This is a genomic window from Psychrobacter sp. DWR1-2-3 (assembly GCF_049896465.1).
In the GTDB taxonomy this organism is placed as follows: domain Bacteria; phylum Pseudomonadota; class Gammaproteobacteria; order Pseudomonadales; family Moraxellaceae; genus Psychrobacter; species Psychrobacter maritimus.
In genome coordinates this window covers 676,813-701,656 of the sequence record NZ_JAFCUJ010000001.1, presented here as the reverse complement: position 1 = coordinate 701,656, position 24,844 = coordinate 676,813, and the positions used below count along the sequence as shown (strand labels likewise).

21 protein-coding genes are annotated in these 24,844 nt (G+C 43.8%); 8 read left to right on the top strand and 13 right to left on the bottom strand.

The window, feature by feature from the left end; all coding sequences use genetic code 11:
- Nucleotides 1-84: 84 nt before the first annotated feature.
- Nucleotides 85-1,287, bottom strand: a complete 1,203-nt coding sequence (nhaA, locus tag ACP7AA_RS02895; RefSeq protein ID WP_201619224.1) for a Na+/H+ antiporter NhaA — start codon at nucleotides 1,285-1,287, stop codon at nucleotides 85-87.
- Between the two features lie 513 nt (nucleotides 1,288-1,800).
- Between nhaA and ACP7AA_RS02890 the strand changes: the two genes are divergently transcribed.
- The gene (locus ACP7AA_RS02890; protein ID WP_201628285.1) at nucleotides 1,801-2,556 is read left to right on the top strand and encodes a TSUP family transporter; all 756 of its coding nucleotides are present in this window, start codon (nucleotides 1,801-1,803) and stop codon (nucleotides 2,554-2,556) included.
- A 286-nt stretch (nucleotides 2,557-2,842) separates the two neighbouring features.
- Here ACP7AA_RS02890 and ACP7AA_RS02885 read toward each other — a convergent pair whose 3' ends face one another.
- The 3 genes from ACP7AA_RS02885 to radC all read right to left on the bottom strand — a co-directional run bounded on the left by ACP7AA_RS02885 (nucleotide 2,843) and on the right by radC (nucleotide 8,623).
- Nucleotides 2,843-4,216: a dicarboxylate/amino acid:cation symporter gene (locus tag ACP7AA_RS02885; protein WP_201628284.1), complete on the bottom strand. Its 1,374-nt coding sequence runs from the start codon at nucleotides 4,214-4,216 to the stop codon at nucleotides 2,843-2,845.
- A gap of 388 nt (nucleotides 4,217-4,604) precedes the next feature.
- The gene (locus ACP7AA_RS02880) at nucleotides 4,605-7,583 is read right to left on the bottom strand and encodes an acyl-CoA dehydrogenase (protein ID WP_426222592.1); all 2,979 of its coding nucleotides are present in this window, start codon (nucleotides 7,581-7,583) and stop codon (nucleotides 4,605-4,607) included.
- Nucleotides 7,584-7,939: 356 nt separating this feature from the next.
- Complete coding sequence (radC, locus tag ACP7AA_RS02875; protein ID WP_426222591.1) at nucleotides 7,940-8,623, bottom strand: RadC family protein; 684 nt, start codon at nucleotides 8,621-8,623, stop codon at nucleotides 7,940-7,942.
- A gap of 130 nt (nucleotides 8,624-8,753) precedes the next feature.
- On the opposite strand from radC, the gene coaBC reads away from it, so the two are divergent.
- Nucleotides 8,754-10,145 (top strand): bifunctional phosphopantothenoylcysteine decarboxylase/phosphopantothenate--cysteine ligase CoaBC, encoded by a 1,392-nt coding sequence (gene coaBC, locus ACP7AA_RS02870; protein ID WP_426222590.1) that lies wholly within the window; start codon nucleotides 8,754-8,756, stop codon nucleotides 10,143-10,145.
- A gap of 84 nt (nucleotides 10,146-10,229) precedes the next feature.
- Nucleotides 10,230-11,012, top strand: a complete 783-nt coding sequence (locus ACP7AA_RS02865; RefSeq protein ID WP_426222589.1) for a TSUP family transporter — start codon at nucleotides 10,230-10,232, stop codon at nucleotides 11,010-11,012.
- 19 nt (nucleotides 11,013-11,031) lie between these two features.
- Here ACP7AA_RS02865 and ACP7AA_RS02860 read toward each other — a convergent pair whose 3' ends face one another.
- The 4 genes from ACP7AA_RS02860 to ACP7AA_RS02845 all read right to left on the bottom strand — a co-directional run bounded on the left by ACP7AA_RS02860 (nucleotide 11,032) and on the right by ACP7AA_RS02845 (nucleotide 14,575).
- A complete protein-coding gene (locus tag ACP7AA_RS02860) occupies nucleotides 11,032-11,238 on the bottom strand; it encodes a DUF2905 domain-containing protein (RefSeq protein WP_201624653.1) in 207 nt (68 codons plus the stop codon).
- A 66-nt stretch (nucleotides 11,239-11,304) separates the two neighbouring features.
- On the bottom strand, nucleotides 11,305-12,222 hold the full coding sequence (locus ACP7AA_RS02855; RefSeq protein ID WP_426222588.1) for a histone deacetylase family protein: 918 nt from the start codon (nucleotides 12,220-12,222) through the stop codon (nucleotides 11,305-11,307).
- A gap of 140 nt (nucleotides 12,223-12,362) precedes the next feature.
- Nucleotides 12,363-13,397 (bottom strand): YbjN domain-containing protein, encoded by a 1,035-nt coding sequence (locus ACP7AA_RS02850; protein WP_426222587.1) that lies wholly within the window; start codon nucleotides 13,395-13,397, stop codon nucleotides 12,363-12,365.
- Between the two features lie 71 nt (nucleotides 13,398-13,468).
- Nucleotides 13,469-14,575, bottom strand: a complete 1,107-nt coding sequence (locus ACP7AA_RS02845) for a hypothetical protein (RefSeq protein ID WP_426222586.1) — start codon at nucleotides 14,573-14,575, stop codon at nucleotides 13,469-13,471.
- Between the two features lie 76 nt (nucleotides 14,576-14,651).
- On the opposite strand from ACP7AA_RS02845, the gene ccmA reads away from it, so the two are divergent.
- The 5 genes from ccmA to ccmE all read left to right on the top strand — a co-directional run bounded on the left by ccmA (nucleotide 14,652) and on the right by ccmE (nucleotide 18,146).
- Complete coding sequence (ccmA, locus tag ACP7AA_RS02840) at nucleotides 14,652-15,281, top strand: heme ABC exporter ATP-binding protein CcmA (RefSeq protein WP_296173975.1); 630 nt, start codon at nucleotides 14,652-14,654, stop codon at nucleotides 15,279-15,281.
- A gap of 184 nt (nucleotides 15,282-15,465) precedes the next feature.
- Nucleotides 15,466-16,122 carry a heme exporter protein CcmB gene (locus tag ACP7AA_RS02835; RefSeq protein WP_426222637.1) on the top strand — a complete coding sequence of 219 codons (657 nt, stop codon included), beginning with the start codon at nucleotides 15,466-15,468 and terminating at the stop codon, nucleotides 16,120-16,122.
- 208 nt (nucleotides 16,123-16,330) lie between these two features.
- Entirely contained in the window at nucleotides 16,331-17,119 is a 789-nt protein-coding gene (gene ccmC, locus ACP7AA_RS02830; protein ID WP_201565070.1) for a heme ABC transporter permease CcmC, read from the top strand.
- 47 nt (nucleotides 17,120-17,166) lie between these two features.
- Complete coding sequence (gene ccmD / locus ACP7AA_RS02825; protein ID WP_372830399.1) at nucleotides 17,167-17,391, top strand: heme exporter protein CcmD; 225 nt, start codon at nucleotides 17,167-17,169, stop codon at nucleotides 17,389-17,391.
- A 254-nt stretch (nucleotides 17,392-17,645) separates the two neighbouring features.
- Entirely contained in the window at nucleotides 17,646-18,146 is a 501-nt protein-coding gene (ccmE, locus tag ACP7AA_RS02820) for a cytochrome c maturation protein CcmE (RefSeq protein WP_426222585.1), read from the top strand.
- 114 nt (nucleotides 18,147-18,260) lie between these two features.
- On the opposite strand, the gene ACP7AA_RS02815 is transcribed toward ccmE, so the two are convergent.
- The 5 genes from ACP7AA_RS02815 to ACP7AA_RS02795 form a co-directional block, all read right to left on the bottom strand.
- The gene (locus tag ACP7AA_RS02815; protein ID WP_426222584.1) at nucleotides 18,261-19,109 is read right to left on the bottom strand and encodes an aldo/keto reductase; all 849 of its coding nucleotides are present in this window, start codon (nucleotides 19,107-19,109) and stop codon (nucleotides 18,261-18,263) included.
- Between the two features lie 331 nt (nucleotides 19,110-19,440).
- Complete coding sequence (locus ACP7AA_RS02810) at nucleotides 19,441-20,424, bottom strand: MetQ/NlpA family ABC transporter substrate-binding protein (RefSeq protein ID WP_426222583.1); 984 nt, start codon at nucleotides 20,422-20,424, stop codon at nucleotides 19,441-19,443.
- Between the two features lie 266 nt (nucleotides 20,425-20,690).
- Complete coding sequence (locus tag ACP7AA_RS02805; RefSeq protein ID WP_149488683.1) at nucleotides 20,691-21,377, bottom strand: methionine ABC transporter permease; 687 nt, start codon at nucleotides 21,375-21,377, stop codon at nucleotides 20,691-20,693.
- A 17-nt stretch (nucleotides 21,378-21,394) separates the two neighbouring features.
- Nucleotides 21,395-22,165 carry a methionine ABC transporter ATP-binding protein gene (locus ACP7AA_RS02800; RefSeq protein ID WP_201565075.1) on the bottom strand — a complete coding sequence of 257 codons (771 nt, stop codon included), beginning with the start codon at nucleotides 22,163-22,165 and terminating at the stop codon, nucleotides 21,395-21,397.
- 391 nt (nucleotides 22,166-22,556) lie between these two features.
- Complete coding sequence (locus ACP7AA_RS02795; protein WP_426222582.1) at nucleotides 22,557-24,755, bottom strand: ATP-binding protein; 2,199 nt, start codon at nucleotides 24,753-24,755, stop codon at nucleotides 22,557-22,559.
- Nucleotides 24,756-24,844 lie beyond the last annotated feature (89 nt).

Here is a 24,844-nt window from a genome sequence, read left to right as displayed (position 1 = left end):
ATAAGCCATTCTTTAGCAACTGCTTTTTATTAACCAAGATTAAACGCTTTGAGCAACTTTATTATAAAGTTACTCAATCAGTCATTATGAGTGATGGGTTAAATCTACTGAGGTATTATTAACATCGTCTTTTAAAGTGGCTTTTAGCATCAGATAACCGGCAATACCAGAAACGATTGAACCCATAATGATACCTAAGCGCTCATCAAATAATGGTGTCGCGCCACCAAAAGCAAGGCCGCCGATAAATAAACTCATGGTAAAGCCAACGCCACAAAGTAACGCTGCCCCGTAGATTTGCTTAAAGTTCATGCCTTTTGGCATGGTAGAAATACCCAGTTTGAAAATTAACCAGCACATAAGCATCACGCCCACTTGCTTACCAATAAACAGTCCGGCGGCAATACCCAAGGGTACGGAATGAAATAGCTCTGCAAAGCCTGCGCCCTTGAGCGATATACCTGAGTTGGCAAAGGCAAATAATGGCAAAATTCCGTAAGATACGGTGTTTTGTAAGTCGTGCTCAAGCTCTTCAAGCGGGGAATGTTCAGGGTCAGTACGGTCAAATAACGGAATGAATAACGCGAGTACCACCCCAGCTAAGGTCGCGTGAATGCCAGATTTGAGCACGGCAATCCACATAATTACCCCGATTAATATGTAAGGGGTAATGCTGGTGACGTTACGGCGATTGAGTAGATATAAGAACGGTAAACACAAAGCGGCGATAGCCAATGAACCAAGTGATAGGTCGCTGGTATAAAATAAAGCGATGATTAAAATAGCGCCAATATCATCAAAAATAGCGATGGATACCAAAAAGACTTTGAGTGAGTTTGGCACCCGATTGCCAAGTAGGCTTAAGATGCCAAGGGCAAAAGCAATATCGGTCGCCGCCGGAATTGCCCAACCTTTCCAAAACTCAGGCTCATTATAGTTAAAAAGCAAGTAGACGATAGCAGGCATAATCATGCCGCCCAATGCCGCGCCAGCTGGTAAGATAATTTGCTTGACGTTCGAGAGCTCGCCGATGAGCACTTCACGCTTGAGCTCAAGACCGACTAAGAAAAAGAACACTGCCATCAAACCATCGTTGATCCAATGATGGGCGTCTTTTGCAATCGCAAAGCTGCCGATTTGAATGACAACGGGGGCATGAATAAAGGATTCATACCAAGTATTCAGAGGGGTATTGGCAATAATCATTGCCGCGATAGCTGCCAGCGCTAAGACAATGCCGCCTGACGCCTCGAGGTTGAAAAATGCTTTGATTCTTTGTATTGCCATATTATCCTCATTAACTAAATAAAACGTGCTAAATCATTCAAGAACTTCAAGTACCTATTGTTATTTGGTTTGGTTTGCTTAGCTCTGCTCAGCTCAGCTCAGGACTACTCAGCATAGTTAAGCGATAGACCACCATTAATAATGACATAGATAATAGTGATATAGATTGATATAACAAATAGGTGTCTCTAGTTTCTCACAATTTTATTCATATAAACAATTAAATACGTTAACGGTTTTATGCTTCTTCCTTGAAGACTCAACGATTATCAAAGGATATATCGATAAGACAGTCGATATGACAAATCTAGCAGACTTTGTTAGGTTTTTGGCTTTTTTTACATTTTTATCTTTATAATGAGCGCCGTTAAGCAAATCCTCATATCCAGTTTGGTACTGATGAAAGAGTGGTATCGATTAAAAAAATAGCCGCTATTTTATCAACCAACGTATTCTAAGCCTGATTTTTTCAGGCTTGCTTTTTTTATGTCATAAATTTTCAAGGTCGGTGTCATGGACATATCGCTCTCTATCGAGATTATTTTAATGCTGACGGTCGTGGCCGCGCTGGCAGGCTTTATCGATGCTATCGCAGGCGGCGGTGGTTTATTGACCATTCCAGCCATGCTGCTTGCCAATATTCCACCCGTACTAACCTTGGGGACGAATAAGTTACAAGCAGCATCAGGCGCGCTTGCGGCGTCCATTACGATGATTAGAAAAGGTGTCGTCAAACCGAAGAATATAAAAACGGCGATTATCGCGGCTTTTATCGGTTCTGTTCTTGGTACGATTGCCGTGCAGTTGTCGCCGCCTGATTTATTAGAAAAGCTGATTCCGTTTTTGATTGCGGCGATTGGTATTTATACCTTATTTGCCCCAAGACTGGGTGAAGTGGAAGCCGCACCGCGCATCTCAGAAAGCAAGTGGCAAAAAGTAGTGGCACCCTTGATAGGTTTTTATGATGGTTATATCGGACCGGGTACGGGAATGTTTTTTGCCTTAGGAAATGTGGCGCTGCGTGGACGTCAAATTATTGAAGCAACAGGGGCGGCAAAGGTGCTGAATTTGTCCACCAATATTGGCTCGCTTATTTTCTTTATTTTGGGCGGTAATGTGTTGTGGAAAGTGGGACTGGCAATGATGGTAGGGCAGACGATAGGGGCTTATTTTGGCTCGCATATGGTTGTCAAAGGCGGTAGTAAACTTATTCGTCCAATGATTGTTTTGGTTTGTATGGCGATGCTGACGAAATATGTGTTTGGTTAAGGTTAGCTATGTTGAGGCTGGGATAGTCTGTGTCAATTAAAAGCGCTTTGTTTATAGTCGTCTACTGCTGGAATATTTTTTTCGCTTGCTGTGTGCTTCGCACTCCAGAGGCTTCAAAAAATTTATTCCAGCAGTAACGTCATGGCTTTAAGTTATTTTGTCTATATATTAATTTCAAAAACCTTATTCAAGACGGAAAAAAACCTCAGCCGATTGTGAACTGAGGTTTTTTTATTTCTAAACTTTTATCATTGGCTATTTTGTATTAAAGCTAGCCGCGTTTCATTTAATCACGCTTAACATCGTCGTATTCACTGCCCATAATGCCATCGCTAAAGACTTCAGAGAATTCGCGCTCGCTGTTTTCATCGATATGACCATCGAATACGTCTTTTGCACCCGCATCAGGGTCGTTATAAATTGCCAAATCCATCTTGCCTTCTGACTTTGCTACGATAGCGGTCACAGCGGCATCGCCACTGACGTTGACGGCAGTACGCAACATATCAAGGATACGGTCAACCCCTAGGATAAGACCAATGCCTTCGATTGGTAAGCCTACTTGCGCAAATACCATCGAGAGCATGATTAGGCCAACACCAGGAACGCCCGCCGTACCAACAGAGGCAAGTACCGACATTAAAATAACGGTCAGATATTCGGTGATGCCCAAATCTATACCATAGATATTGGCAATAAAAATGGTCGCCGTCCCTTGCATGATAGCCGTACCATCCATATTGATGGTAGCACCAAATGGCACGGTAAACGAGGCGACAGAGTTGTTGACGCCCATACGTTTGGTCACGGTACGCAAGGTAATTGGAATCGTCGCGTTTGAGCTTGAGGTACTAAACGCAAAAATCTGTACTTCGCGCATTTTTGTTAAAAAGGTTCTAACCGATAAGCCTGAAGCCAGCTTCAGGACAATCATCATGGTTACAAAGAAATGGAAGGCAAGCGAGCCAACCAATACTGCGACATAACCAAGCAGCGACCAGATAAGGTCTAAGCCAAGCTCAGACATGGCTTTTGCTAACAGCGCAAAAACACCATAAGGGGCGAGGTTCATAATGATGGTCACCATCTTTAAGATGACCTCATTGATAAGCTCCAAGCTTTGCACCAAGCCTTTAGCAGGCTTACCAACCATCAAGATACTGATACCGATTAAGATAGCAAAGAAAATAATCGATAGCATATCGCCATTCGCCATCGCGCTGATGGGGTTTGATGGGATAATATTGGAGAACACATCAAGCAATGGCGGTGCGGATTGCGCTTCAAACGCCGCATCCGTTTTGATATCCATGCCTTTACCGATACCAAAGAGTACGCCAAGTCCGATGGCAGTCGCAATTGCCAGTGCCGTTGTCATCATATAGATGAAAAAGGTTTTGGTGCCGATACGACCAAGCAAGCGGATGTCACCGATGCCACAAACCCCGCAGATAAGCGAGATTAGTACCAAGGGCACAACCAGCATTTTTAGCGAGTTAACAAATAACTTGCCGATAATGGCAAAAAACCCATTGGTGATATAGGTATTAACAAAGCTACCTTCGGCATTCAATCCCGAATAGTTTATAAATAAACCCAGTATGATACCCAGCACCATGGCAACAATGATTTTGCCAGTCAGCCCCATATTTTTCCACATAACTACTGTCCTTGGTTGCCGTAATGCACAGCAATAAACACGATATATCAGGCCGTATAAGCGGCAAAATCGTGTCTATTACTGTGTTTATTACGTCTATAAGTGTGTTATCTGTCATTTAAGTCAGATTTTGGAGACAATATAAAAGAATTGTTGGGGATACTGCAAGAAATTTTTATGACTTTAATAACGTGACATTGTCGCCTTGCTGTGGTCAGGATTTATTTAACGGCAAAAATTTTTAGATTAAATTGAATAACATAAGGGTTTTTGGCGTAGATTTAGGTGTAATAGCCATAGTGCAGTCAAAAAAAGCGAGACTATCCATGTTGGATAATCTCGCTTAAGTTGAAAAACAAGTTTTAGAAAAGTGCTGGTTTTTAGCTATTTAGACCTTATCGTTTTCGTCACGACGTAAGCCATCTTGCCATTTGTTATCAGCGTTAGACGATTTGTCTAAGCGGTCTGTTTTTGCTTGCAAGCTTTCTGAATTCTCAAGACCATTTGAGCTGTCTAAGCTGTCTGCATTATCAGCATGAGTATCAGCCGCTCGATTCAAACGGTGATTATGACCCATGCGCTCGCTTAAGTGCGTTTCTGCATCACGGTGACGCGGGTCAAGCGCTTGTGCTTCAGGGTTTGACTCTGCAAAATCGGTTTGTGCCTGAACTTCTTTTACGGTGTCTTGCTCACTGACCATTTTGACATCGCCATCGCTTTCATAACCATGGTCAGGATTGGCATCACCGGTTGCTTCTTGTTTATCATCCGCTGTAGGCTCAAGGTTATCAGTCATTGGCTCAGCTGTTTGCGCAGTACTAGCAGTCGCGATGCCGTTTCTTATTTGGGCATCGTTTTTCAATTGCGCATAATCCGTTAGCTTATAAACTGCATTTTCTAAACTGTGCGGATTGGTGCGTTCTTGCGCTTTAGATAAATGCTTATCGAACACATCGGTCAATAACGAATCATAGCGGATGGCGTTATATTGAATAAGGACTTCAGCCTCTTCTTCGGTAATATCGCCGTTTTGGCTGGCATAGACCACATGATCTTCAAAGGTAAGACCTTCAAAGCTGTCTTTATGCTCCGCCTTTTTAAATTTCTGCCATAAAGGTTCAACGTCAAGCAGCGTTTGATAAGCGTGTTCCATGCGTCCGGTGACATCATCAGGCTCAGTATTGTAATACACCATGGTTTTAAGATAATCGCGGAATGGATTGGCTTCAAAATCATCCATAAAGGTATCGCCCAACTGGCGTTTTAGCTCATCGCTGACCGGCGCAAAGATACGCCCACTTGGGAAAGTGACAAAGCTGACTAAGCTTGCCGCCATACGATTTGGGAAGTTGGCAAATAAAGACAAGAACGCTTCTTGAATGGTATAAAGGCTATTTTTTAGTGCCACTTCTGCATGTAAACGTTCGGCTTTAGATTTAGAGCCATATTCATAAAATTGTAAAATCGCTGTACAGATAAATAGATGCGAATGGATATCAGCTAAGCGCCCAGACAGCATCTCTTTACGTTTTAAATCGCCTGCTAATAAACCTAAAGACATATCGGCGGTTAGGGCAAAGCCTGCGCTTAAACGGTTGATGTCTTTATAATAAGGACGGGTAAAGCCATCGGCAAAGCTTGGTGCATGACTGCTGCCACCGACATAGCCTGCGACAAATGCCTTGGCACCGCGATTAAAGGTATAGCCTAAATGTTTAAAGAATAAATTATCAAACTGCTTGAGCGCGCCTTCTTTATCATCACTTTGCAATAATTGCAGCTCATCAAATAGATAAGGATGACAACGCATTGCCCCTTGACCAAAAATCATCAATGAGCGCGTTAAGATATTCGCCCCTTCAACGGTGATAGAGACGGGAATGGCTTGATAAGGAATCGCTAAAAAGTTACGCGGTCCCATCTGTACGGCGCGACCGCCAACCACGTCCATGCCATCATTGACCACCATACGCATGGTTTCGGTGGCATAGTATTTTGCCATTGCCGTCATCACCGATGGCGTACCACCTTGGTTCAAGCCACAGGTGACTAGATGACGAAAGGCCTCGAGCATATAAGTGTTACTGGCCATGCGACTGGTGGCATCTTGCACGCCTTCAAATTTACCAACAGATATTTTAAACTGCTCGCGAACCTTTGCAAATGCGCCAACGGTCAAATAGGTGACTTCACTGGCAGAGGTCGATAGCGCTGGCAAAGAGATACCGCGTCCAACGCCCAAGCATTCCATCAGCATACGCCAACCGCGACCGGCATTTTCAACGCCGCCGATAATATAATCTAGCGGGATAAAGACGTCTTTACCATCGACTGTACCATTCATAAATGGCGAGCCGATTGGATTATGGCGCGGACCGGTAACAACCCCTTCATGGCTAGCAGGAACGAGCGCACAGGTAATGCCGTAATCGGTCTTTTCAGGGTCGCCAAGCAAACCTTCTGGGTCATGCATCTTAAAGGCCAAACCAACGACGGTGGCAATAGGCGCTAGAGTAATCCAGCGCTTAGAGAAGTTCATACGCAGGCCGAGCACTTGCTCGCCTTCATGCATGCCATAGCAAACCACACCCGTATCAGGAATCGCGCCTGCATCGGAGCCCGCTTCAGGACCCGTCAAACCAAAGCAAGGAACTTCTTCGCCTTTGGCTAAACCTGGTAGCCAGCGTTGTTTTTGCTCATCGGTACCGTAATGCATCAGCAGCTCACCGGGGCCGAGCGAGTTCGGCACCATGCAAGTAACGGCAGCGGTCGGTGAGCGCGAAGCGATTTTACTCATCACCCGACTTTGAGCATACGAGCTAAATTCTAATCCGCCATATTCTTTCGGAATGATTAAACCCAAAAAGCCATTGGCTTTAATAAAGCGCCACGCCTCTGGTGACAGCTCTTTATCTTCATGATGGATTTGCCATTCATCAAGCATGGCACACAGCACTTCTACTTCATTATCAATAAAGCTTTGCTCTTCTTCTGATAATTCAGGATACGGATACTTAGCAAAGGTGTCCCAATCTGGCGCGCCCATAAACAGCTCTTTTTCCCACCAGCTGGTACCGGCATCGAGGGCTTCACGTTCGGTATCGCTCATGCTTGGCATCGCACCGCCCAAGGCTTTATAAACAGGCTTAGTAATCAATGATTGGCGCAGCGGCGCGATTAGCAATACTAAGCATAATAGCGCTAACGGTATGCCTAAGATGAGCGACCATGGACTGATAAAGGCGGTGACAAGGACGGTCACGAGGGCGACGATACTACCGGTGACACGGGATAAGGATAATAAAAAGATGGCCAAGACCATGGCTAACTGAATGATTACTGCCAAAATAAATAAGCCGATGGCCATGACTGTCTCCTTTATAACGCTGAATGCACAAGCGTAAAATTTAAATGAATAAAAACTGATGGAATAATTCTAATTGTTATTTTATTTTTCCATCAGATTTTTTATGCGATAAGTTAATGTGTATGACAAAATAAATGCCTGTTTGGTACTTCTTTTCTAGCAGTTTTTAAAATTAATAAGGGTAAACCCACGACTAAATAAATCTATCAATAGTAGGCTTACCGATAACTGCCACAGCAAAAATAAAGTTAACTACCAATATGAAACAGTTGTTTATAACTATCAAGAGCCAAAATGCTACGCTGTGTCGATAATATGTATCAAGCTTTGCTTATATAACCAGCTGTTATCGATCTTTAGCCAAAAGGTGGCAAGCAGCTCTCGGCATAAGATAAGGTATCATTACGTCCGACAATGATATGGTCAACCAATGACAAATCTATTAAGTCACAAGCCTTTTTTAGCTCGTAAGTTAATAAGTTGTCGGCCGTTGAAGGGGTTGCATTGGTATGCGGGTGATTATGGGCGACGATAAGCTGACTGGCAGCATGGCTCAACGCATGACGCAAAACGTGTTTGATACAGACCGAACAAGAAGAGATACCGCCGGTAAACAGTATCTCAAAATTGATTAGATTCAGCGCATTATCCAGACATAGTACGGCAAAGACTTCACGGTGCTCACCGCGCAGCTGGGTGCTGATATAGTCTTTGACCATTTGCGAGCGTCCAAGGGCCTGACCTGTCTTAAGCTGACTGTCTAAGTAGCGCGTGCCCATCTCAAGCGATGCCAGTATCTGGGCGTATTTTGCAGGACCAATACCGTGACAAGCAAGTACCGTCTCTTGCGGCGCGGCCAACAGCTCAGCTAAGCTCCCAAACTGGTCTATTAAATGACGGGCAAGCTCAATGGCCGATTGCGACTGGGTACCTGTGCGCAAAAATATCGCTAATATCTCAGCATCAGATAAATGAGCGGCGCCAAATTTCAGCAGTTTTTCACGCGGTCTATCATCTTCATGCCAGTCTTTAATTGCCATTGTCACTCCTTCATAATGGGGATAAGTGTCAGATAACGGAGATAAATCTACAAAACTTCCCCTAACTTATCGCATAATTGTTACTATAAGCGCAATTTTTATCTTTCATTTTTTTATTGATGCCATGCTTATGTCAAATATTGTGCTTGCTATCACCGGCGGTATCGCCGCTTATAAATCTGCTATGTTTGCCCGTCTACTTATCAAGGCGGGCTTTGATGTGCGCGTCATTATGACCACAGGCGCACAAGCGTTTATCACGCCTCTTACCTTGCAGGCTTTGACGGGCAATGAGGTACATATCTCATTACTTGATGAGCAAGCAGAAGCGGGGATGGGTCATATCGAGCTTGCTAAATGGGCCGATTTAATTATCATTGCACCTGCCTCAGCCAATACTTTGGCACGGCTTGCGATGGGTATGGCAGATGATTTATTGACCACTGTCTGCCTTGCAACGACAGCGCCGGTCATTATTGCGCCAGCGATGAACCAGCAAATGTGGGCGCATCCGGCGGTGAATCTGAATGTGCAAACCCTGCGCGATATGAATTACCAAATTATCCAACCAGCCAGCGGCGAGCAGGCATGCGGTGATGTCGGAGCAGGGCGCTTGCCTGAGCCTGAAGAGTTATTAGCCGAAGTACTGCTTTTTAATGCCATGCAAACCACGCCGCAGTTATTGGCAGGTAAACGCGTGGTGATTACTGCAGGTCCGACGGTAGAAGCCATCGATCCGGTGCGTTATTTGTCCAATCATTCTTCAGGGAAAATGGGCTTTGCCTTAGCGCGTGCTTGTGTGGCCGCTGGTGCAGAGGTTATTTTGATTGCTGGTGGCAAAGTTGCGCTGCCAACACCGCTCAATGTCACGCGCATTGATGTCCTGTCAGCTAAGGACATGTTGATAGCAGCGCAGCAATGTGTCGATGGTACGCATATCGCGCTACAGTATCTGCCTGAAGAAGATCATGACCATTCTCACGATCATTCTCATGAACACAGCCACGACCATGCTCATCAGCATGGCGATTGTGATTGCGGTGAAGCGCATCAACATGAACATGAACATGCTGAGATTATCACCGATGACAGCGTAAAAGTTGCTGATATCTTTATCGCCACTGCGGCGGTCGCTGATTATCGTACTGAAGAAGCGGCGCCGCAAAAAATCAAAAAAACCCAAGATGCCATGACGCTAAGCTTGGTTAAAAACCCTGATATCCTAGCGACGATTTCGCTTGCCCATCCTGAGCTGTTTGTCGTTGGTTTTGCAGCAGAAACGCAAGATGTCGAGCACTATGCGCGTGGCAAGCTAGTATCTAAAGATTTAGATTTAATCGCTTGTAATGACGTCTCACGTGCAGATATTGGTTTTGCCAGTGATGATAATGCCATGCAAGTATTTTTCTCAGAGCGTTATGAGCACGATAGCGTAGTACTTGAGAAAGCGAGCAAAGATGAGATAGCCAAGCAGCTGGCTACTATTATTGGCGAAACAATTTGGCAACGTCATCAATCATAACCAATCATAAGAAACCGCCTCGTGATGCTGTTTCTACTGTCGTCGATATCTGTTGTCAATATCGCTATTAGGTCGTAAGTTTCTATGACGAATATGATGGATAACGATAGCACCCAGACGTTATTACTGATAGCAATCTTTGCACTGGCATCATTGCTGCACGGTATTAGCGGATTGGGTGTGACGTTAGTAACCACCACCGCGCTTGCCAGTATCTATCCGTTACCCCATGCTATTGTTCTAGTGATTTTTCCCTCATTATTACTTAATGCCATGACTTGGCTAGCGGGTGGCGGGCGTACTATTTGGCAAAATTTCATCTATTACGGCAGGCGCTATTGGTTGTTGGCACTCACCAGCCTGCTCGGTAGTATGCTCGGTGCAAAATTGTTGCTGTGGGTCGATAGCGCTTATATCTTATTGGTATTGGCAGCGGTTATTGGCTTTTATGTCGTCAGTAGCTTGCTCGGTAAGCAAGTTCGTCTGCCCAATACCAAGCCTGTGCTGATTATCGTTGGTCTGAGTGCAGGCATTATTGGCGGTGCGACCAATGCCATGTCGACCATATTAATGATGTATTTATTGTCCGCAAGTGACGATAAGCATACCATCGCCAAAGTCGGCAACATGTGCTATTTCTTGGGTAAAATTGCCCAGATTATTGTCTTGCGTGAGCCTATCATGGCGCTCAGTCACGGTGAGTGGCAGCTGATTACTCTGCTTAGTGTTCTATCTATCGCCGCGCTGTTAGTTGGTATTCGCTTACGCCGCTACTTGCCACAAGCACGCTTTCGCCAGCTTATTTTACTGATTCTCATCGTGCTAGGTATTCGCGTGGGTTGGCAGGGGATAACGGCGTTGCTATAAACTTAGCGATTGAATAAGTTTAGCGATTAAACAAATTTAACAGTATGGTGGCAACGATACTGATGATAATCATGGTGACGACTGGAAAATATATTCTGGTATTGCCTGAAGTGTGTTTGATATCGCCTGGCATATTGCCTATCCATGAAAACGCATTTGGAAACAGCAGCCAAATAACGCCGATAATAACCAGAAAAATGCCTATGCCTATCAATATTTTTGCCATCTAGACTCTCGCTAATCTCTCTAATTTTCTTACGTTATTTTGTCGCGCCTTTTTCTCAGTTGCACATTACTCAATCAATTCTGCAAAAAACAGCTGTTGTGCCAAACGAAATGTATTGCAGTGCGCTTCAACCACATCTTCGATATCTTCTGAATAGCCGCCGCCCATGACGATAGCCACGGGAATATTGGCCGCTTTAGCTTGTTGTAGGACAAACTCATCACGCGCCTTACAACCCTCTATCGTCAGACTAAGTTTGCCCAATTTATCAGTTGCTAATACATCGACCGCAGATTGGTAAAAGATCATATCTGGCGCAAATTCATTGATTAAGCGCGGCAGCGTATCCTCTAATATCTGTAAGTATTCTACATCACCCGTATCATTATCCAGCTCAATATCTAAGTCTGATACTTGTTTACGAAACGGGTAGTTTTTCGCGCCATGCATACTAAAGACAAAAACGCGCGGCTCATCCGCCATGATACTGGCATTGCCGTTACCTTGATGAACGTCTAAATCAACTATTAAAATTCGTTGCGCCTGTCCGCGATTTAATAATAAATTGCTGGCAATACACACATCATTAAAAACACAAAATCCCTCACCATGATTGGCAAAGGCATGATGGGTGCCACCAGCGACATTCATCGCCACGCCATATTGCTGGGCGAATAACGCGCATTCATAAGTGGCATGGGCAATATAACGCCCGCGCTCTACCAATTCTGGTGTCATCTCAAAGCCAATGGCGCGCGCTTCTTTACGTGGTAAGGTTTGGGTTTTAAGCTGCTGCCAATAGTCCGCTGTATGGGTGGTTAAAATTTCCTCTTCACTTAGACGTTTCGGAGCAAAAAAATTCTCATTATTGATGGTTCCTTCAGCCAATAAGCGCTCAGGAATCATGGTGTATTTTTGCATGGGAAAGCGGTGCTTTTCGGGTACGGAATAACGAAAAATGTCAGAGTAAGCAATTTTTAGCATAATATTAAATGGTTTCTATTTGAGAGAGTTTTTAAGACTAAAGGGTTTTAATGACTTTGAAAGTAAGATTTTGAAAATAGGCTTTTGAGAATAAGATACTAATGAGAAGTTATAAAAGCACAGATATCTAGTTTGATTGATTATTGAACAAATTGGGTTGGTAAGAAAAAAGTTCGTGCATCCTCTTGCTGATGTAGCGTCATCAGTAAGTCTTGCAATTCTGTAGCAGGATTTTGATTGTTGACCAAGTCACTAAATATCTCATAAGTAACCGTGGTCATCGCGATGACGCTTTGTAGTAAATGCTCAATGGTGTTTTCATCCATACCGACCGCTTCGACATCGATGGCGTTTTTGTAGCGTATCTCGCCATCATTGATATCCATCTCAAGATTGCCAATCAGCATGTCGTAATTGATTTGGGTAATCAGTAACATGGCGGCGCTTTGATGGCTTTCGGGTATCAAAAACGGCAAAATACCGTAGACCGCCAGTAAGTTGCTTTTTTCTTGCACACGAAAAAGATAGCCGCAATCAAGCTTTTTATTACGCATCCTCAAAGACAAATGGTGTGATTGCTGGCTGTCAATATTTTTATTGCCACTGGTTCTAGGTCGATAATGGTTATAGTGCCATTGTTGCTCGTCAAAATACTGCTTAAGATAATTGACAATCGGGGTGTCATCATCACTATTTTGCTTTGTCATACCTTCGATATCATTATCAAAATAAGCGTCAGTATCAGTATCAGTATCAGTATCAGTATCAGTATCAGTATCAGTATCAGTATCAGTATCAGTGCTGCTATCTAACCTACTATCAATATTGCTACTAAGGCTGTTATAAATGACGTCATCGGAACGGTCATCAAAGCTGTGGTTTATGTTGCGATTTAAATTATTATTTAAATCAGGATTAAAGCCGCTGACATCCGTATCATAATTGTCATTGTCATTGTCATTGTCACTGTCTTTAGGACGAGTTTGAATACTATCTTTCTTATTTTTTGAAGGATGAGAGTTATTATTATCCTGTTCTGTTATGTCTAAATCTGAACCCAAATCTAAGTCTAAGTCTTTAGCCGCCTTGATATCATCAATAATAGCCTGCACAGCCGATATGTTAAGCAGCTGTTTAATTCTTTGCCATAAGCTGAGTTTAGGAGATTGGCTCATAGGATAGTAGGCTAACTAATAAAAGGTGAAATTTAAAAACTAAATCATAAACCGTACGCTACAACAGCAGATTAATCGCTGCCAAATATCAATCCTGCTTTGATACTAGGCTGGGCGTAAAACGCTTGCAGCATATCTGTTATATGCGCCGTAACCCATGAGCTTTCAAGGGCGTCAGTGACGACAGGGAGCAGGGCAGTACTCAATTGCATTATTGCCTGCTCATCGATATGTAGGCTTGCCGCGATATTGGCCATGCTATCGGCCTGATGGTTGCTATACCAAGTATCGACGCCCGCTGCCACAAGGCTGTGTAAATAAGGGGATAGGCGCAAACGGTTATAGCTTTGTTGGATGCTGTTTTCAATATGCTCAATACTGCTATCGTTAGGCTCATCACGTAAATAAGTTTGGATTTCGCTAATCGGCTTTTCTTTGATGCGCCCCCAACCGGTTACCAATAAACGCGCAACCTCTTCATTGGATAAATGCGCTTGGGCATTGGCTTCTGCTTTATGCGCTAAATCTTTAATATTGCGATGCAGGTACGTCTGCAGTTTTTCATCAAGATTGCGATTGGTTGCTTTTTCAAACGAGCTACGTCCAAACTTCATGAGTTTACCGGCAGCACCGGCTTTATCTAGCGTGGATTCCATAAAATCATTGATAGCGTGATACAGCGTTTGCGTTAATAAGTCTGCAAAGGTTTCATTACCGACCAGTGTATGAACCAAGATATTACGCTGCTCTTCATGACTACCGACGTAGCTGGCTAGAATCTCAACTTGCGTGTCATCGACCAATTCTGATAAAGGCACATTATCATTAACGGGATGATAAATAATAGTATGCAAAATATCACGAATATCGCGACGTACCACCTCGCTGAGCGGCTGTTTAAGAAGCCAGTCATTAATAAGATGCTGCAAATCATCGCTACTGATATATTTACTCAGTGGCTGCTCGCCAAACCACTGCCAAGCTTGCATTGATAGCGGCTGCGCTTGTGTACATAGCCATTGCTGCATAAAGGCAACTTGTGCCTCGATTAAGCTGTCTAGGGTTAGCATCGGCGTGTCTGATTTTTGCGCTGGGTTTTGAATATCTTTTGAAGTCTGCATAGGTTTTGAGGTCATAGTAATCGACAATTTGTTATACTGTGTGGTTGTGGTAAGCATAAAGTATTATGCCATGAACCTCATCTGTGTTTGTGATGAATATTGCCTGCTGCTTAATAAATAATGAGAGGTTTGGATGACAGCTCTGAATACAGCTTTACTTGCGCTCGATGAGCTGACGGTTCAGCGCGGTGAAACTCCTTTATGTGAAGGGGTGACGCTCAATCTGGCTGCCGGTAGCATCTGTCACTTGGTTGGTGCTAATGGTACGGGCAAAACGACGCTACTGATGCAATTAGCTGGATTATTGCCAGTGCTAAGCGGTGAAGTTGTTTATCAAGGAGCAGTAAGCTTACCCGTGCAGCCTTTATATGTGTCGCATCAATTGGGCATTCATCCAAACCTGACCGTCGCCCAAAATCTTACCTTTTTGCTCAATTTATATGGCATTAGCCCAAGTACGGCTGATATTGATGACGCCCTTACGTGGGTAGGATTACAAGGCTTTGAGACCATCAGCTCAAGCCATTTATCTGCGGGACAGACGCGGCGCATTACCCTTGCACGCTTGTATTTATTAACGCCGGACGTCACCCCTTTATGGCTGCTTGATGAGCCCTTTACCGCGCTTGATGTCGATATGGTGGCGCGCATGGAAGACAGATTGCGCGAATTTGCCACGGCTGGCGGTGCGATATTAATGACCAGTCATCAGGCCGTCGGCGTTGCCAATCAAGTACTCGATTTGTCCGATTATATGGTGTAAATTCTAGCAATATAACTGCCATAAGCATCAATCTAACTGCAACAAGCGTCAATATAAGTGCGACAAGCATTAGTGGAAGAGCGAATAAATGATAGACACAGACAGTGCAGTAAAAACCGTGAATACAAGCTCGGATGCTAATACTTCGAATGCTAGTGCAGCTGCTGCGCGCGCTATCAGCTTTATGCAGCTTTGGCGGCGCGAATGGCAGGTCAAGCAGCAAGGGGCAGTACAGTGGTTATATCCTCTGGTATTGTTTTTAGTGATTATCACCTTATTTCCGTTAGCCGTTGGTAGCGAGCCTGCTTTATTACAACGCCTTGGGGTGTCGGCAGTTTGGATTGCAGCTCTATTGTCACTGGTGATGGGTGTTGACGGTTTGTTTAAACCTGCCCTTGATAATGGTACGCTGGCACAATTGGTCGTCGCCAAAGCGTCGCTGCCATTATGGGTGCTGATTCGTTTGGTTATCCATTGGATTTTTAGTAGTGGTATCGTGGCCGTATTAAGTTTGCTTGCCGTGCCTTTATTTCAGCTGAGCTGGTTTGAGGCGTGGATATTGATGGCGTCTATTATCACTGGCAGTCCGATGCTGCTTATGCTTTCAGCGGTTGCCAGTAGTCTGACGTTATCGCTAAAAAATGGTGCCGTGTTAGTGCCTTTGATAGCCTTACCAATGCAATTACCGGTATTGATTTTTGCCACGGGTGCGGTTGATTTATTTGCCACAGGTCTCAATGGCTTGCCGATTTTGGCTTTATTATTGGCAGGTAGTATTATTTCGGTACTGGTGATGCCATGGGTGATTGCAATGACGTTAAAAATGGCATGGCTTAATTAAAAACCCATGCTGGTATGTCATTATTTTTCTCATTAAAACCCTTTATATTAACAGCATGGTGAAAACCGGCAACTTTGCTATAATAGTCTATTAAACAAACAGTCACGTGTAGATTCTATCCAGCGTTCAACGCCAGCAAGTTAGCGGGTAGTCGTATGAATCATGCGTTTTACTCGATAACTACTAGCTGCGTAATAGGTTTATTCCCATGCCCAACCTGAATAATGTCTCATCTCCTAGCCTGTGGCAACGCATCTGGCAAGTTTTCTTGACCACAGTGGGTACTAAGGAGTTCTTTCGCATCTTTGCGCCTTGGGTTAAGTGGCTGGCGATACTAGCCGGTCTCTGCCTGCTCATCGGTAGCGTTTGGGGCTTGGCATTTGCGCCGCCTGATTATCTGCAAGGCAATAGCTATCGCATTATCTTTATCCATGTACCAGCCGCCAGTTTGGCTATCTCCATTTACTTTGCTTTAGCCGTACTGGGTGTGATTTATCTGGTATGGAAAATTAAAACCGCGAGCCTTGTGGCGCAAGCGTTAGCGCCGATGGGTTTTTTGCTTTGTGTGATTAGCTTGCTGACCGGTTCTATTTGGGCAAAACCGACGTGGGGTACGTATTGGGTTTGGGATGCGCGCTTGACATCTATGCTCATTTTGGCGTTTTTGTATGCGGGGGTAATGGCATTGTTTGCCGCCTTCGAACATACCGCCAATCGTGGTAAAGCGGCGGCTATTTTGTCCATCGTTGGCGCTGTCAACTTACCCATTATCAAGTACTCAGTACAGTGGTGGAATACCTTGCACCAAGGCTCAACCTTTACGCTGACTGCAGCACCAAAAATGTCGGCGGATATGTGGCTGCCATTATTACTGATGATTATTGGCAGTTATTTATTGGTTGCAACGTTGGCTATTTATCGTACCAATACTCTGATTTTATACCGTGACCAAGGTAAAGCGTGGGTAAAAGAATACGTTCGTGGACAAAATAAATAGTCCCATAAAATATAACCATGAACAAACCAAATAACGGCTAGGGAAATATGATGCAGCCTTACTTTTATAGCGTCTCTGAGTTTATCGCCATGGGTGAGCATGGGGTGTTTGTCTGGTCATGCTGGGCAATTACGGTCGGCATGATGCTGATTTTTATCATCTATAGCCGTCGTCAGCGGCAAGCGCTTATCAAGCAGCTAACGATTCAGCAAGCGCGTCAAGCACAGCGCGCTGCTAAAACCCCTAATCCTGCGACCAAACAATCCTCTTAACAATTCTCCTTAAACAGTCCTTTTTAATATCAAATTTTTAGCTTATAAAATTATTATTATCCAATAGTAAATATATGATCTCATCAGTTGCGAGGGGGCTTATTGATTTGGGCAAAAAATGCTACCATATAGGTATTAGAAAAGTACGGTTGGACGGGCTTGTTATCAAGTCAGTCTAATAGGAATTTCTTTAATATTTTCTGTTTTGCAGACGAGCAGTTTGTAAAACAGCGACTCATCAATGAGGTAGAGGTATGAACGCAGTTCGTCGCAAAAAACTGATGTGGGTTATGTTTACGCTTGCAGGGGCGGCGATTGCCGTGGTGTTGGTGATTTATGCCATTGGGCAACAGACCGATTACTACTTTGACGCCACCGCCATTGCACAAGGTGAAGCGCCGCAGGATAAGCGTATCCGTGCTGGCGGTATGGTAGTTGCTGGTAGTGTCCAACGTGCGCCAGATGACCCGTTAAGCATTGAATTTGCTATCACCGACTTTGAATCGACCGTGCCCGTGACTTATCAAGGTATCTTGCCAGATTTGTTCGCTGAAAACTCAGGCGTGGTTGCAACCGGTAAAATGCAAGGCGACACCTTTGTCGCAGGCGAAGTATTGGCCAAGCATGATGAAAATTATATGCCGCCAGAAGTGGCCAAATCGATGAAAGAGAACAATCGTAATGGCGCAATCCCTTCTTCTGAGCAATATAATCCTGCTGAAAAAGTACATGAAACCAAGACTTTACAGCAGTAATCGCGCTGACAATAATAATTATCAATAGTTATCGTAAAAAGCGTTAAATATAAAAAAGCCAGTGACCTTTATCACTGGCTTTTTTGTTGCTAGTATTCAAATAAATATTATTTATTAATCATCCCATTCTGGTGAATAATCCGGATGCTTAATTTTACGCCCGTCGCTACGCGCTAAGCTGCCGATTTTCTCAAGTTCATCTGCACTGAGCGTTACCTTGACAGCATCTAAGTTGCCTTGTAAGTGCTCAGGATTGGACGTTTTTGGAATCGCAAGACGCTGCTTGTCGGATAAAATCCACGCCAGCGACACTTGTGCTGGGGTAATCCCATGCTTATCAGCGATGTCTTTAATGATTTTATTATCAAACACATCTCCGCGGGCAAGCGGCGAATACGCTTCTAATAAAATATGGTGATTATTTAAAAAGGTCTGCAACGTTTTTTGCTTAATAAAGGGGTGAAACTCCACCTGATTGACCGCAATAGCCACATCAGCATAGCGCTTGGCTTCGATGATATTGGCGATATTAAAGTTAGACACCCCGATATTGCGCGTCAGCCCTTGTTTTTGGAGCTCACAAAGCGCGGGGATGGTCTCGGATAAAGGCACACGATCATCAGGCCAATGTAGTAGCAGCAAATCAACGTAATCGGTATCTAAGTTTTCTAATGAACGCTTAGCAGCAGCAATAAGCTTTTCTGGCTCAAACTTCATGTCATCAGGGAATATTTTGGTCGTTAAAAAGAACTTATCGCGAGCAACACCTGATTGCTTAATGCCTTTTCCCACCTCTTTTTCATTATCATAAGCTTGGGCGGTATCAATGTGCTCGTAGCCCATTTTTAGGCCTTGGCTGACGACATCGATACAGTCTTGTCCCGTTGATTGCCATGTACCCAGTCCGAGTACCGGAATGTTCGCTTGTCCAGCGGTGCGAATATTATAAGTTTTAGCACGCATATTATTGTCCTTGTTGTTTTTGTGATTTATTAATAGCTTTTATATTTATTAATATAGGATTTAATCAGAAATATAATGTTCTCAATTTCTATTAGCCTCAGCTTCTATTAAGCTTAACCTAACCACTATAGAAAAAAGTAGCGGTAAGTGAAAGGACGGGTGACGCTTTCCTACAAACGACAAACAGGCTGTAACGTCATTTAAATTATTTTTTGTTTATCATTACTAAAATACAGATCAAAAAAAGCCCATTATTTAATAATGGGCTTTTTCTATTTAATTTTTAAGATACTTTATTGGCATAAACTATCTCAAATCATGAGGCAAGCAATTACTGAGCAGCAGCTTCTGTAACAGGAGCAGTAGCTGTTGTAGAAGCAGTCGCAGGGGCAGCAGCGGTATCAGTACCCCAGATTTTTGGGTATTTGTAACCTGGGAAACTATCATGCGCATACTTTTTAAAGGCTTCTGAGTTATAAGCGTTGGTCACGTCTTTTACCCATTTTTTGTCTTTATCAGCAGTTTTGATAGCTGACCAGTTGACATAAGCAAAGCTTGGCTCTTGGAATAGCGCTTCAGTCAGCTTGATACCGGCATCAGTTGCATAGTTACCATTGATGATAGCAAAGTCAACTTCATCACGCGCACGTGGTAGCTGGGCAGCTTCTAGCTCAACGATTTTGATGTCGTATTTGCTGTTATCAGCGATATCGGTTTTTGAGGCGGTCAATGGGTCGATATTGTCTTTTAACGTAATCCAACCTAGCTCATTCATCATCACTAACGCACGCGCAAAGTTACTTGGGTCATTAGGCGCAGAAACGCTCATGCCTTTATAGACCTCATCGATTTTCGTCTTTTTGCCTGAATAGATGCCAAGTGGGGCTGTTGGTACTTGGAAGACTTCAACCAAATCAAGGTTATTTTCTTTTTTGAAGGTATCAAGATAAGGCTTATGCTGGAAGATGTTGATGTCTAAATCACCATCAGCCAAGGCGATGTTTGGACGCACATAATCGGTAAATGTGACGAGCTCAACTTCATAACCTTGTGCTTCTAACGAGCCTTTTACTTGGTTACGTACCATATCGGCAAAGTCACCTTCGGTGGTGCCGATGACAATTTTGCTATGCTCAGGATCGATATCGCTGGTCGCGGCTGTTTCTGTGGTCGTTGTTTCCGTTGCGCCTTCAGTGACTGGCTCTTTGTTGGCTTCTGGCGCTGATGAGTTGTTGCAACCGACCAATACAAGACCTGATACGCCAACCGCAGCAAATGCTGTGGCTACTTGACGGCTGATATCTGTTAATTTCATGAAACTTCCTTAATAAGGGATGGGAATAGGGGATTGAGTATCAACATTTAAAACCCGCATTAAAAAAGCAACATTATGAATAGTAATGCTGCTAAGTTAAGGGTTGTTAAGATAGTATCAAAATTAAAGGGAATCAGTTACAAAGTCAAGCATTTGCTTAGGATGAATCGGCATTAAAGCTTGAGCATTATTCATATCAAACGTTTAATATGCGTACTTTAAGAGCCAATGACTAATACTGTTTATATTTATTTTATAGATAAAATTTAGCGCTTATCCAAACGCATGGCTATCCAATTACCTGAGGCCTGAATGCCGATAACCATAATCGACAGCATGACGACAATAAATACCATCACCTCAGTCTGATAGCGATAATAGCCATAACGAATCGCCAAATCACCCAAACCGCCACCGCCAATCATACCGGCAGCTGCCGAAAACGACAGTAAGCTGATACATAAAATGGTGACCGACAATACCAAGCCAGACCGCGCTTCGTTAAGCAGCACTTTGATAATGGTAAAAGGACGGGCGCCCATCGATTCAGTTGCTTCGATAATACCACGTGGCACTTCACGCAGGTTTTGTTCAACCAAGCGTGCAAAGTAAAAGGAACCCGCAATCGCCAGTACCAAAGAGGCGGCAATCGGTCCAATACCGGTGCCAACGATGGCTTTGGTAAAAGGGCTCATGGCAATCATCAAAATCACAAATGGGAAGGCGCGCATAAAGTTGGTAATCGCCCCAAGCACACCGTATAGCGTCTTGTTTTGCAAAAACTGCCGATCACTAGATAAAAATAAGAAAACCCCAAACAAACCGCCGATCACTATGGCGACCGTCGTTGAGATACCAAGCATAATAAAGGTATCTACAAACGCCTGCCAAATCTCTTTGCGCAGCGCGAGCAGTTTGTCTATCGAGGCGGATAATTCAGCACCAGTTAACATGTCTATTCTCCTACCTCTTAGTCTTCGTGAACCAAGCCTTTGCCAATCGTTGTGGTGGCCTGAATCAGACCGTCGCGAATATCAGCAACTTCAAGCAATTGCCCTTGATGTAACAACGCTGCGCGGTCGCATAGCCTGCGAATCACGCTCATTTCATGCGTGACAATGACGATGGTGACGCCAAGCTGTTCATTGATATCGCGTAGACAAGTCAATAAGCTGCGCGTGGTCGCAGGGTCAAGCGCACTGGTCGGCTCATCCGCCAATAATACTTTCGGGCTTGGCGCAATGGCGCGCGCGATACCGACACGCTGCTTTTGTCCCCCTGATAACTGCGCGGGATAATGCCCGGCACGGTCGATCAAGTCGACGATTTCTAAGCAGTCCATCACGCGCTTATGGATATCGGCGCTCGGATAACCTGCCACCGTTAAGTTAAAGGCGACATTATCAAAGACCGTACGATTGGACATCAGATTAAACTGCTGAAAAATCATACCGATATTATGGCGAGCGATACGTAAATCACTAGCGGATAAGGTGGTCAAATCCGTACCATCGACGATGACTTGACCGGAATCTGGACGCTCAAGCAAATTAATCAGGCGTAAGAGGGTAGATTTACCCGCGCCCGAATAGCCCATCAAGCCAAATATCTCGCCTTGCTGCACAGTTAAAGACGTCGGCTCGACAGCAGTAAACCAATGTGGCTTGCCGTCTTTATCTTTTATAGACCGGTCGCTTAGAAAACTTTTGGTCACATCGTTTAAGACAATCATGTCACTCATGGAGGGCTCAAAATTCAATAAATACTTTAATAGTCATGAAGCGGTTGTAGGGTCTCTTACATCGTAAAGAGCACAGTTAAAAACAACATTCAATAACCCCATAATAAGGGGCGCTAATATAGCATATTATGCAGTGTTTTGGATATGGACATCCATGACTTAAGGATAATCTTGGCTTGCTTGCTATTAAGTAACCAAGCAATCAAAACTGGTAGCGCGTAAATTTATCGTCATTTCGAATAAATGGTTATGAAATAAAGAAGCAATATAACATCAGCAGGCATTTTCAAGCATGTTTGTAGCACTGATTTTTTAGCAGTAAGTTTTTTGCCACTGAGCTTGTTAAGAATTAGTTTTTTAAGACGCAGTTTTTTAAGACTGAGCTATAGGATTAATCACGGCTTTCATGATGATAATGAGGGTCGTGCTTCACAGGTAGCACCACTAAAAATCGCGTATGACCATTAATGGTGTCGGTGAGGATACGCCCTTGGTGCGCGGTGACAATTTGGGCAACCAAGGATAAGCCAAGTCCTGAGCCTTTATTCTTTTGCTGTAAGCGTACAAAGGGACTAAAAACTTCTTCGCGTTTATTCTCAGGGATACCGTCGCCTTCATCAATCACTGCCAACACGGCATATTTTGGTAGCGGGCGGGTTGGTTCGGTTTTTGCTTTCTTTAGATGCTTACTAAACAAACCTTCTTTACGTGGTGTATTTGCTGTCTCGCCATTATCTTTGGCGTTCTCTTTATTATTGCTCTTAGAGTTATCTTTAGCGTCATTTTTCTCAGTACTATTGTTTTTATCGGTGTTTTCTGCATTTTGATTGATAGCATTGTCTTCAATACTGAGAAGTGATATCTCCTGATTTTCAGGAACCGCGCGCCAAATGACTTTTTTAATTTTATCGGTTAAATCGCTCGTGAAGCGTTGATAATTGGATCTAAGCGAAGGCTCATTAATAGTTTTAGACTCATCATTACTATTTATATCAGTGTTTATGGCGTTGCTTATGTCAGTGTTTATGGCATTGCTTATGTCAGTGTTTACCTTACTAGGTACGTCAATAAGTTCTGAAGGCTGTGATTTATCCGTGACTAAGCTCGTATCATTATCGCTATCACTATCACTATCACCCTCAACCTCAATGATTTCATTCTGAGCATCAGTAAGCGCCGTGACGTTTTCACCATTTTTATAAATAGCGGGGGCGGGTAATAATGCTATTTCTGTTGCTTCTGCTGACGTTGGCTTAGGTTTTCTGTCACTAGCGTCAATAGAGTCATTATCGCCATGCTGATTGTTTTGCGCGTTTTCAAGCTGATTAACGCTATGAGTGACTTCTTCATAAGAATCAAAGTCGGAGCTGTTATAGTCGACAAAGCTGCTGCACAGTATGGTTTGCAGTAGGAAGTCAGGGATATCATTGGCTTCCTCTAAGGTTTGCACGCCATAAAGCAATACAGTAACAGGCGGCTTGCCATGTAGCATGGCATTGGTCAGTAGGTTGCGAATTAAATGGGTAAGCATAGATGATTGACCGTCAATGACGATGTGTTCACCAATCAACGTCGCTTCAGGATAATGCTGGCGTTCCTGATTGACCAAGTCATATAAGTCTAAATGTTCAACTTGCTGTAGCGCATGACCGGCGTCTAATCGGCTGACGAGCAAGATACTTTCAACCAAATCATTTAATCCCGACAGATCACGATTGATCGCATGGGCACGTTTATCAAATTTTTCTTTGGTATCGCTCGGCAAGGCTGCTGCTAGCATATCCATCATCTCAATCTGTAAACGGATACGGGTGATAGGCGTGCGCAGCTCGTGCGAGGCGTGTGCCAACAATAGATTATTGGCATTAATAAGGTGCTCAATCTTTTGTGCCGCTTGGTTAAAACCGCGGGCGAGTGAGGCAATCTCATCATTACCGCGTGCATTGACACGCACGCTAAAGTCGCCATCACCAAGTTCAGCCATCTGCTGACTCATCTGATTGATACGCCAAGTAATGGTACGAGCAATCCACCAAAGCACGCCTGCCATAATAATCAGCAGCAATAAGGTACCGGTAAATAAGTTTAGCGCCGCTGAGAGCACAGGCTTTTTAGGTGCTAAGCGTGACTCATATAATAGTGTGTAGCCCGTACTACTATAGACTTGGGCTTGCTTGGTTGGGGAGGTTTCAGCAAATGATGGAAAAACGCGTGCTAATAAAGAGGGCGGCGCCGGCAATTCTAACGGCAAATCGCTATTGTCGGTTTGCATAAGCAAATGACCTTCGCTGTCATACAAACCCATCTTTGCCTGCAACGACTCATCAAAAATATCAAAACTTTTTTTGACCACCGCCAGCATAAAGCGCGACTGTAAGCGATTGTCCTTGCTGACCGCGATGTTTAGCTCATGCAAAAAAGGGTCTATTTGACCCAAGATTTGCGTGGCTAAGATTTCTGAGCGAATGCCAGCGTCTTTGTCATGGACCAACTGCGTCAATAACACCATCGCTACCGCAAATAAGATAAGTGCCAGCATGACACTGGCAAATAGCTTGGCAAATACGGAACGAAAACCCAGTTGTTGCATTAAATCATCTCTATTATCAAACGCTCATAACCGTTTTATCGGTGTTGTTGGCACTATCGCTTAACCTAACGTCGTTTGATTACATACGC

Coding starts and splice junctions, on each gene's coding strand:
- nhaA (WP_201619224.1), bottom strand. CDS start 1,287: ATGGCAATACAAAGAATCAAAGCATTTTTCAACCTCGAGGCGTCAGGC.
- ACP7AA_RS02890 (WP_201628285.1), top strand. CDS start 1,801: ATGGACATATCGCTCTCTATCGAGATTATTTTAATGCTGACGGTCGTG.
- ACP7AA_RS02885 (WP_201628284.1), bottom strand. CDS start 4,216: ATGTGGAAAAATATGGGGCTGACTGGCAAAATCATTGTTGCCATGGTG.
- ACP7AA_RS02880 (WP_426222592.1), bottom strand. CDS start 7,583: ATGGCCATCGGCTTATTTATTTTGGCAGTAATCATTCAGTTAGCCATG.
- radC (WP_426222591.1), bottom strand. CDS start 8,623: ATGGCAATTAAAGACTGGCATGAAGATGATAGACCGCGTGAAAAACTG.
- coaBC (WP_426222590.1), top strand. CDS start 8,754: ATGTCAAATATTGTGCTTGCTATCACCGGCGGTATCGCCGCTTATAAA.
- ACP7AA_RS02865 (WP_426222589.1), top strand. CDS start 10,230: ATGACGAATATGATGGATAACGATAGCACCCAGACGTTATTACTGATA.
- ACP7AA_RS02860 (WP_201624653.1), bottom strand. CDS start 11,238: ATGGCAAAAATATTGATAGGCATAGGCATTTTTCTGGTTATTATCGGC.
- ACP7AA_RS02855 (WP_426222588.1), bottom strand. CDS start 12,222: ATGCTAAAAATTGCTTACTCTGACATTTTTCGTTATTCCGTACCCGAA.
- ACP7AA_RS02850 (WP_426222587.1), bottom strand. CDS start 13,397: ATGAGCCAATCTCCTAAACTCAGCTTATGGCAAAGAATTAAACAGCTG.
- ACP7AA_RS02845 (WP_426222586.1), bottom strand. CDS start 14,575: ATGCTTACCACAACCACACAGTATAACAAATTGTCGATTACTATGACC.
- ccmA (WP_296173975.1), top strand. CDS start 14,652: ATGACAGCTCTGAATACAGCTTTACTTGCGCTCGATGAGCTGACGGTT.
- ACP7AA_RS02835 (WP_426222637.1), top strand. CDS start 15,466: ATGCAGCTTTGGCGGCGCGAATGGCAGGTCAAGCAGCAAGGGGCAGTA.
- ccmC (WP_201565070.1), top strand. CDS start 16,331: ATGCCCAACCTGAATAATGTCTCATCTCCTAGCCTGTGGCAACGCATC.
- ccmD (WP_372830399.1), top strand. CDS start 17,167: ATGATGCAGCCTTACTTTTATAGCGTCTCTGAGTTTATCGCCATGGGT.
- ccmE (WP_426222585.1), top strand. CDS start 17,646: ATGAACGCAGTTCGTCGCAAAAAACTGATGTGGGTTATGTTTACGCTT.
- ACP7AA_RS02815 (WP_426222584.1), bottom strand. CDS start 19,109: ATGCGTGCTAAAACTTATAATATTCGCACCGCTGGACAAGCGAACATT.
- ACP7AA_RS02810 (WP_426222583.1), bottom strand. CDS start 20,424: ATGAAATTAACAGATATCAGCCGTCAAGTAGCCACAGCATTTGCTGCG.
- ACP7AA_RS02805 (WP_149488683.1), bottom strand. CDS start 21,377: ATGTTAACTGGTGCTGAATTATCCGCCTCGATAGACAAACTGCTCGCG.
- ACP7AA_RS02800 (WP_201565075.1), bottom strand. CDS start 22,165: ATGAGTGACATGATTGTCTTAAACGATGTGACCAAAAGTTTTCTAAGC.
- ACP7AA_RS02795 (WP_426222582.1), bottom strand. CDS start 24,755: ATGCAACAACTGGGTTTTCGTTCCGTATTTGCCAAGCTATTTGCCAGT.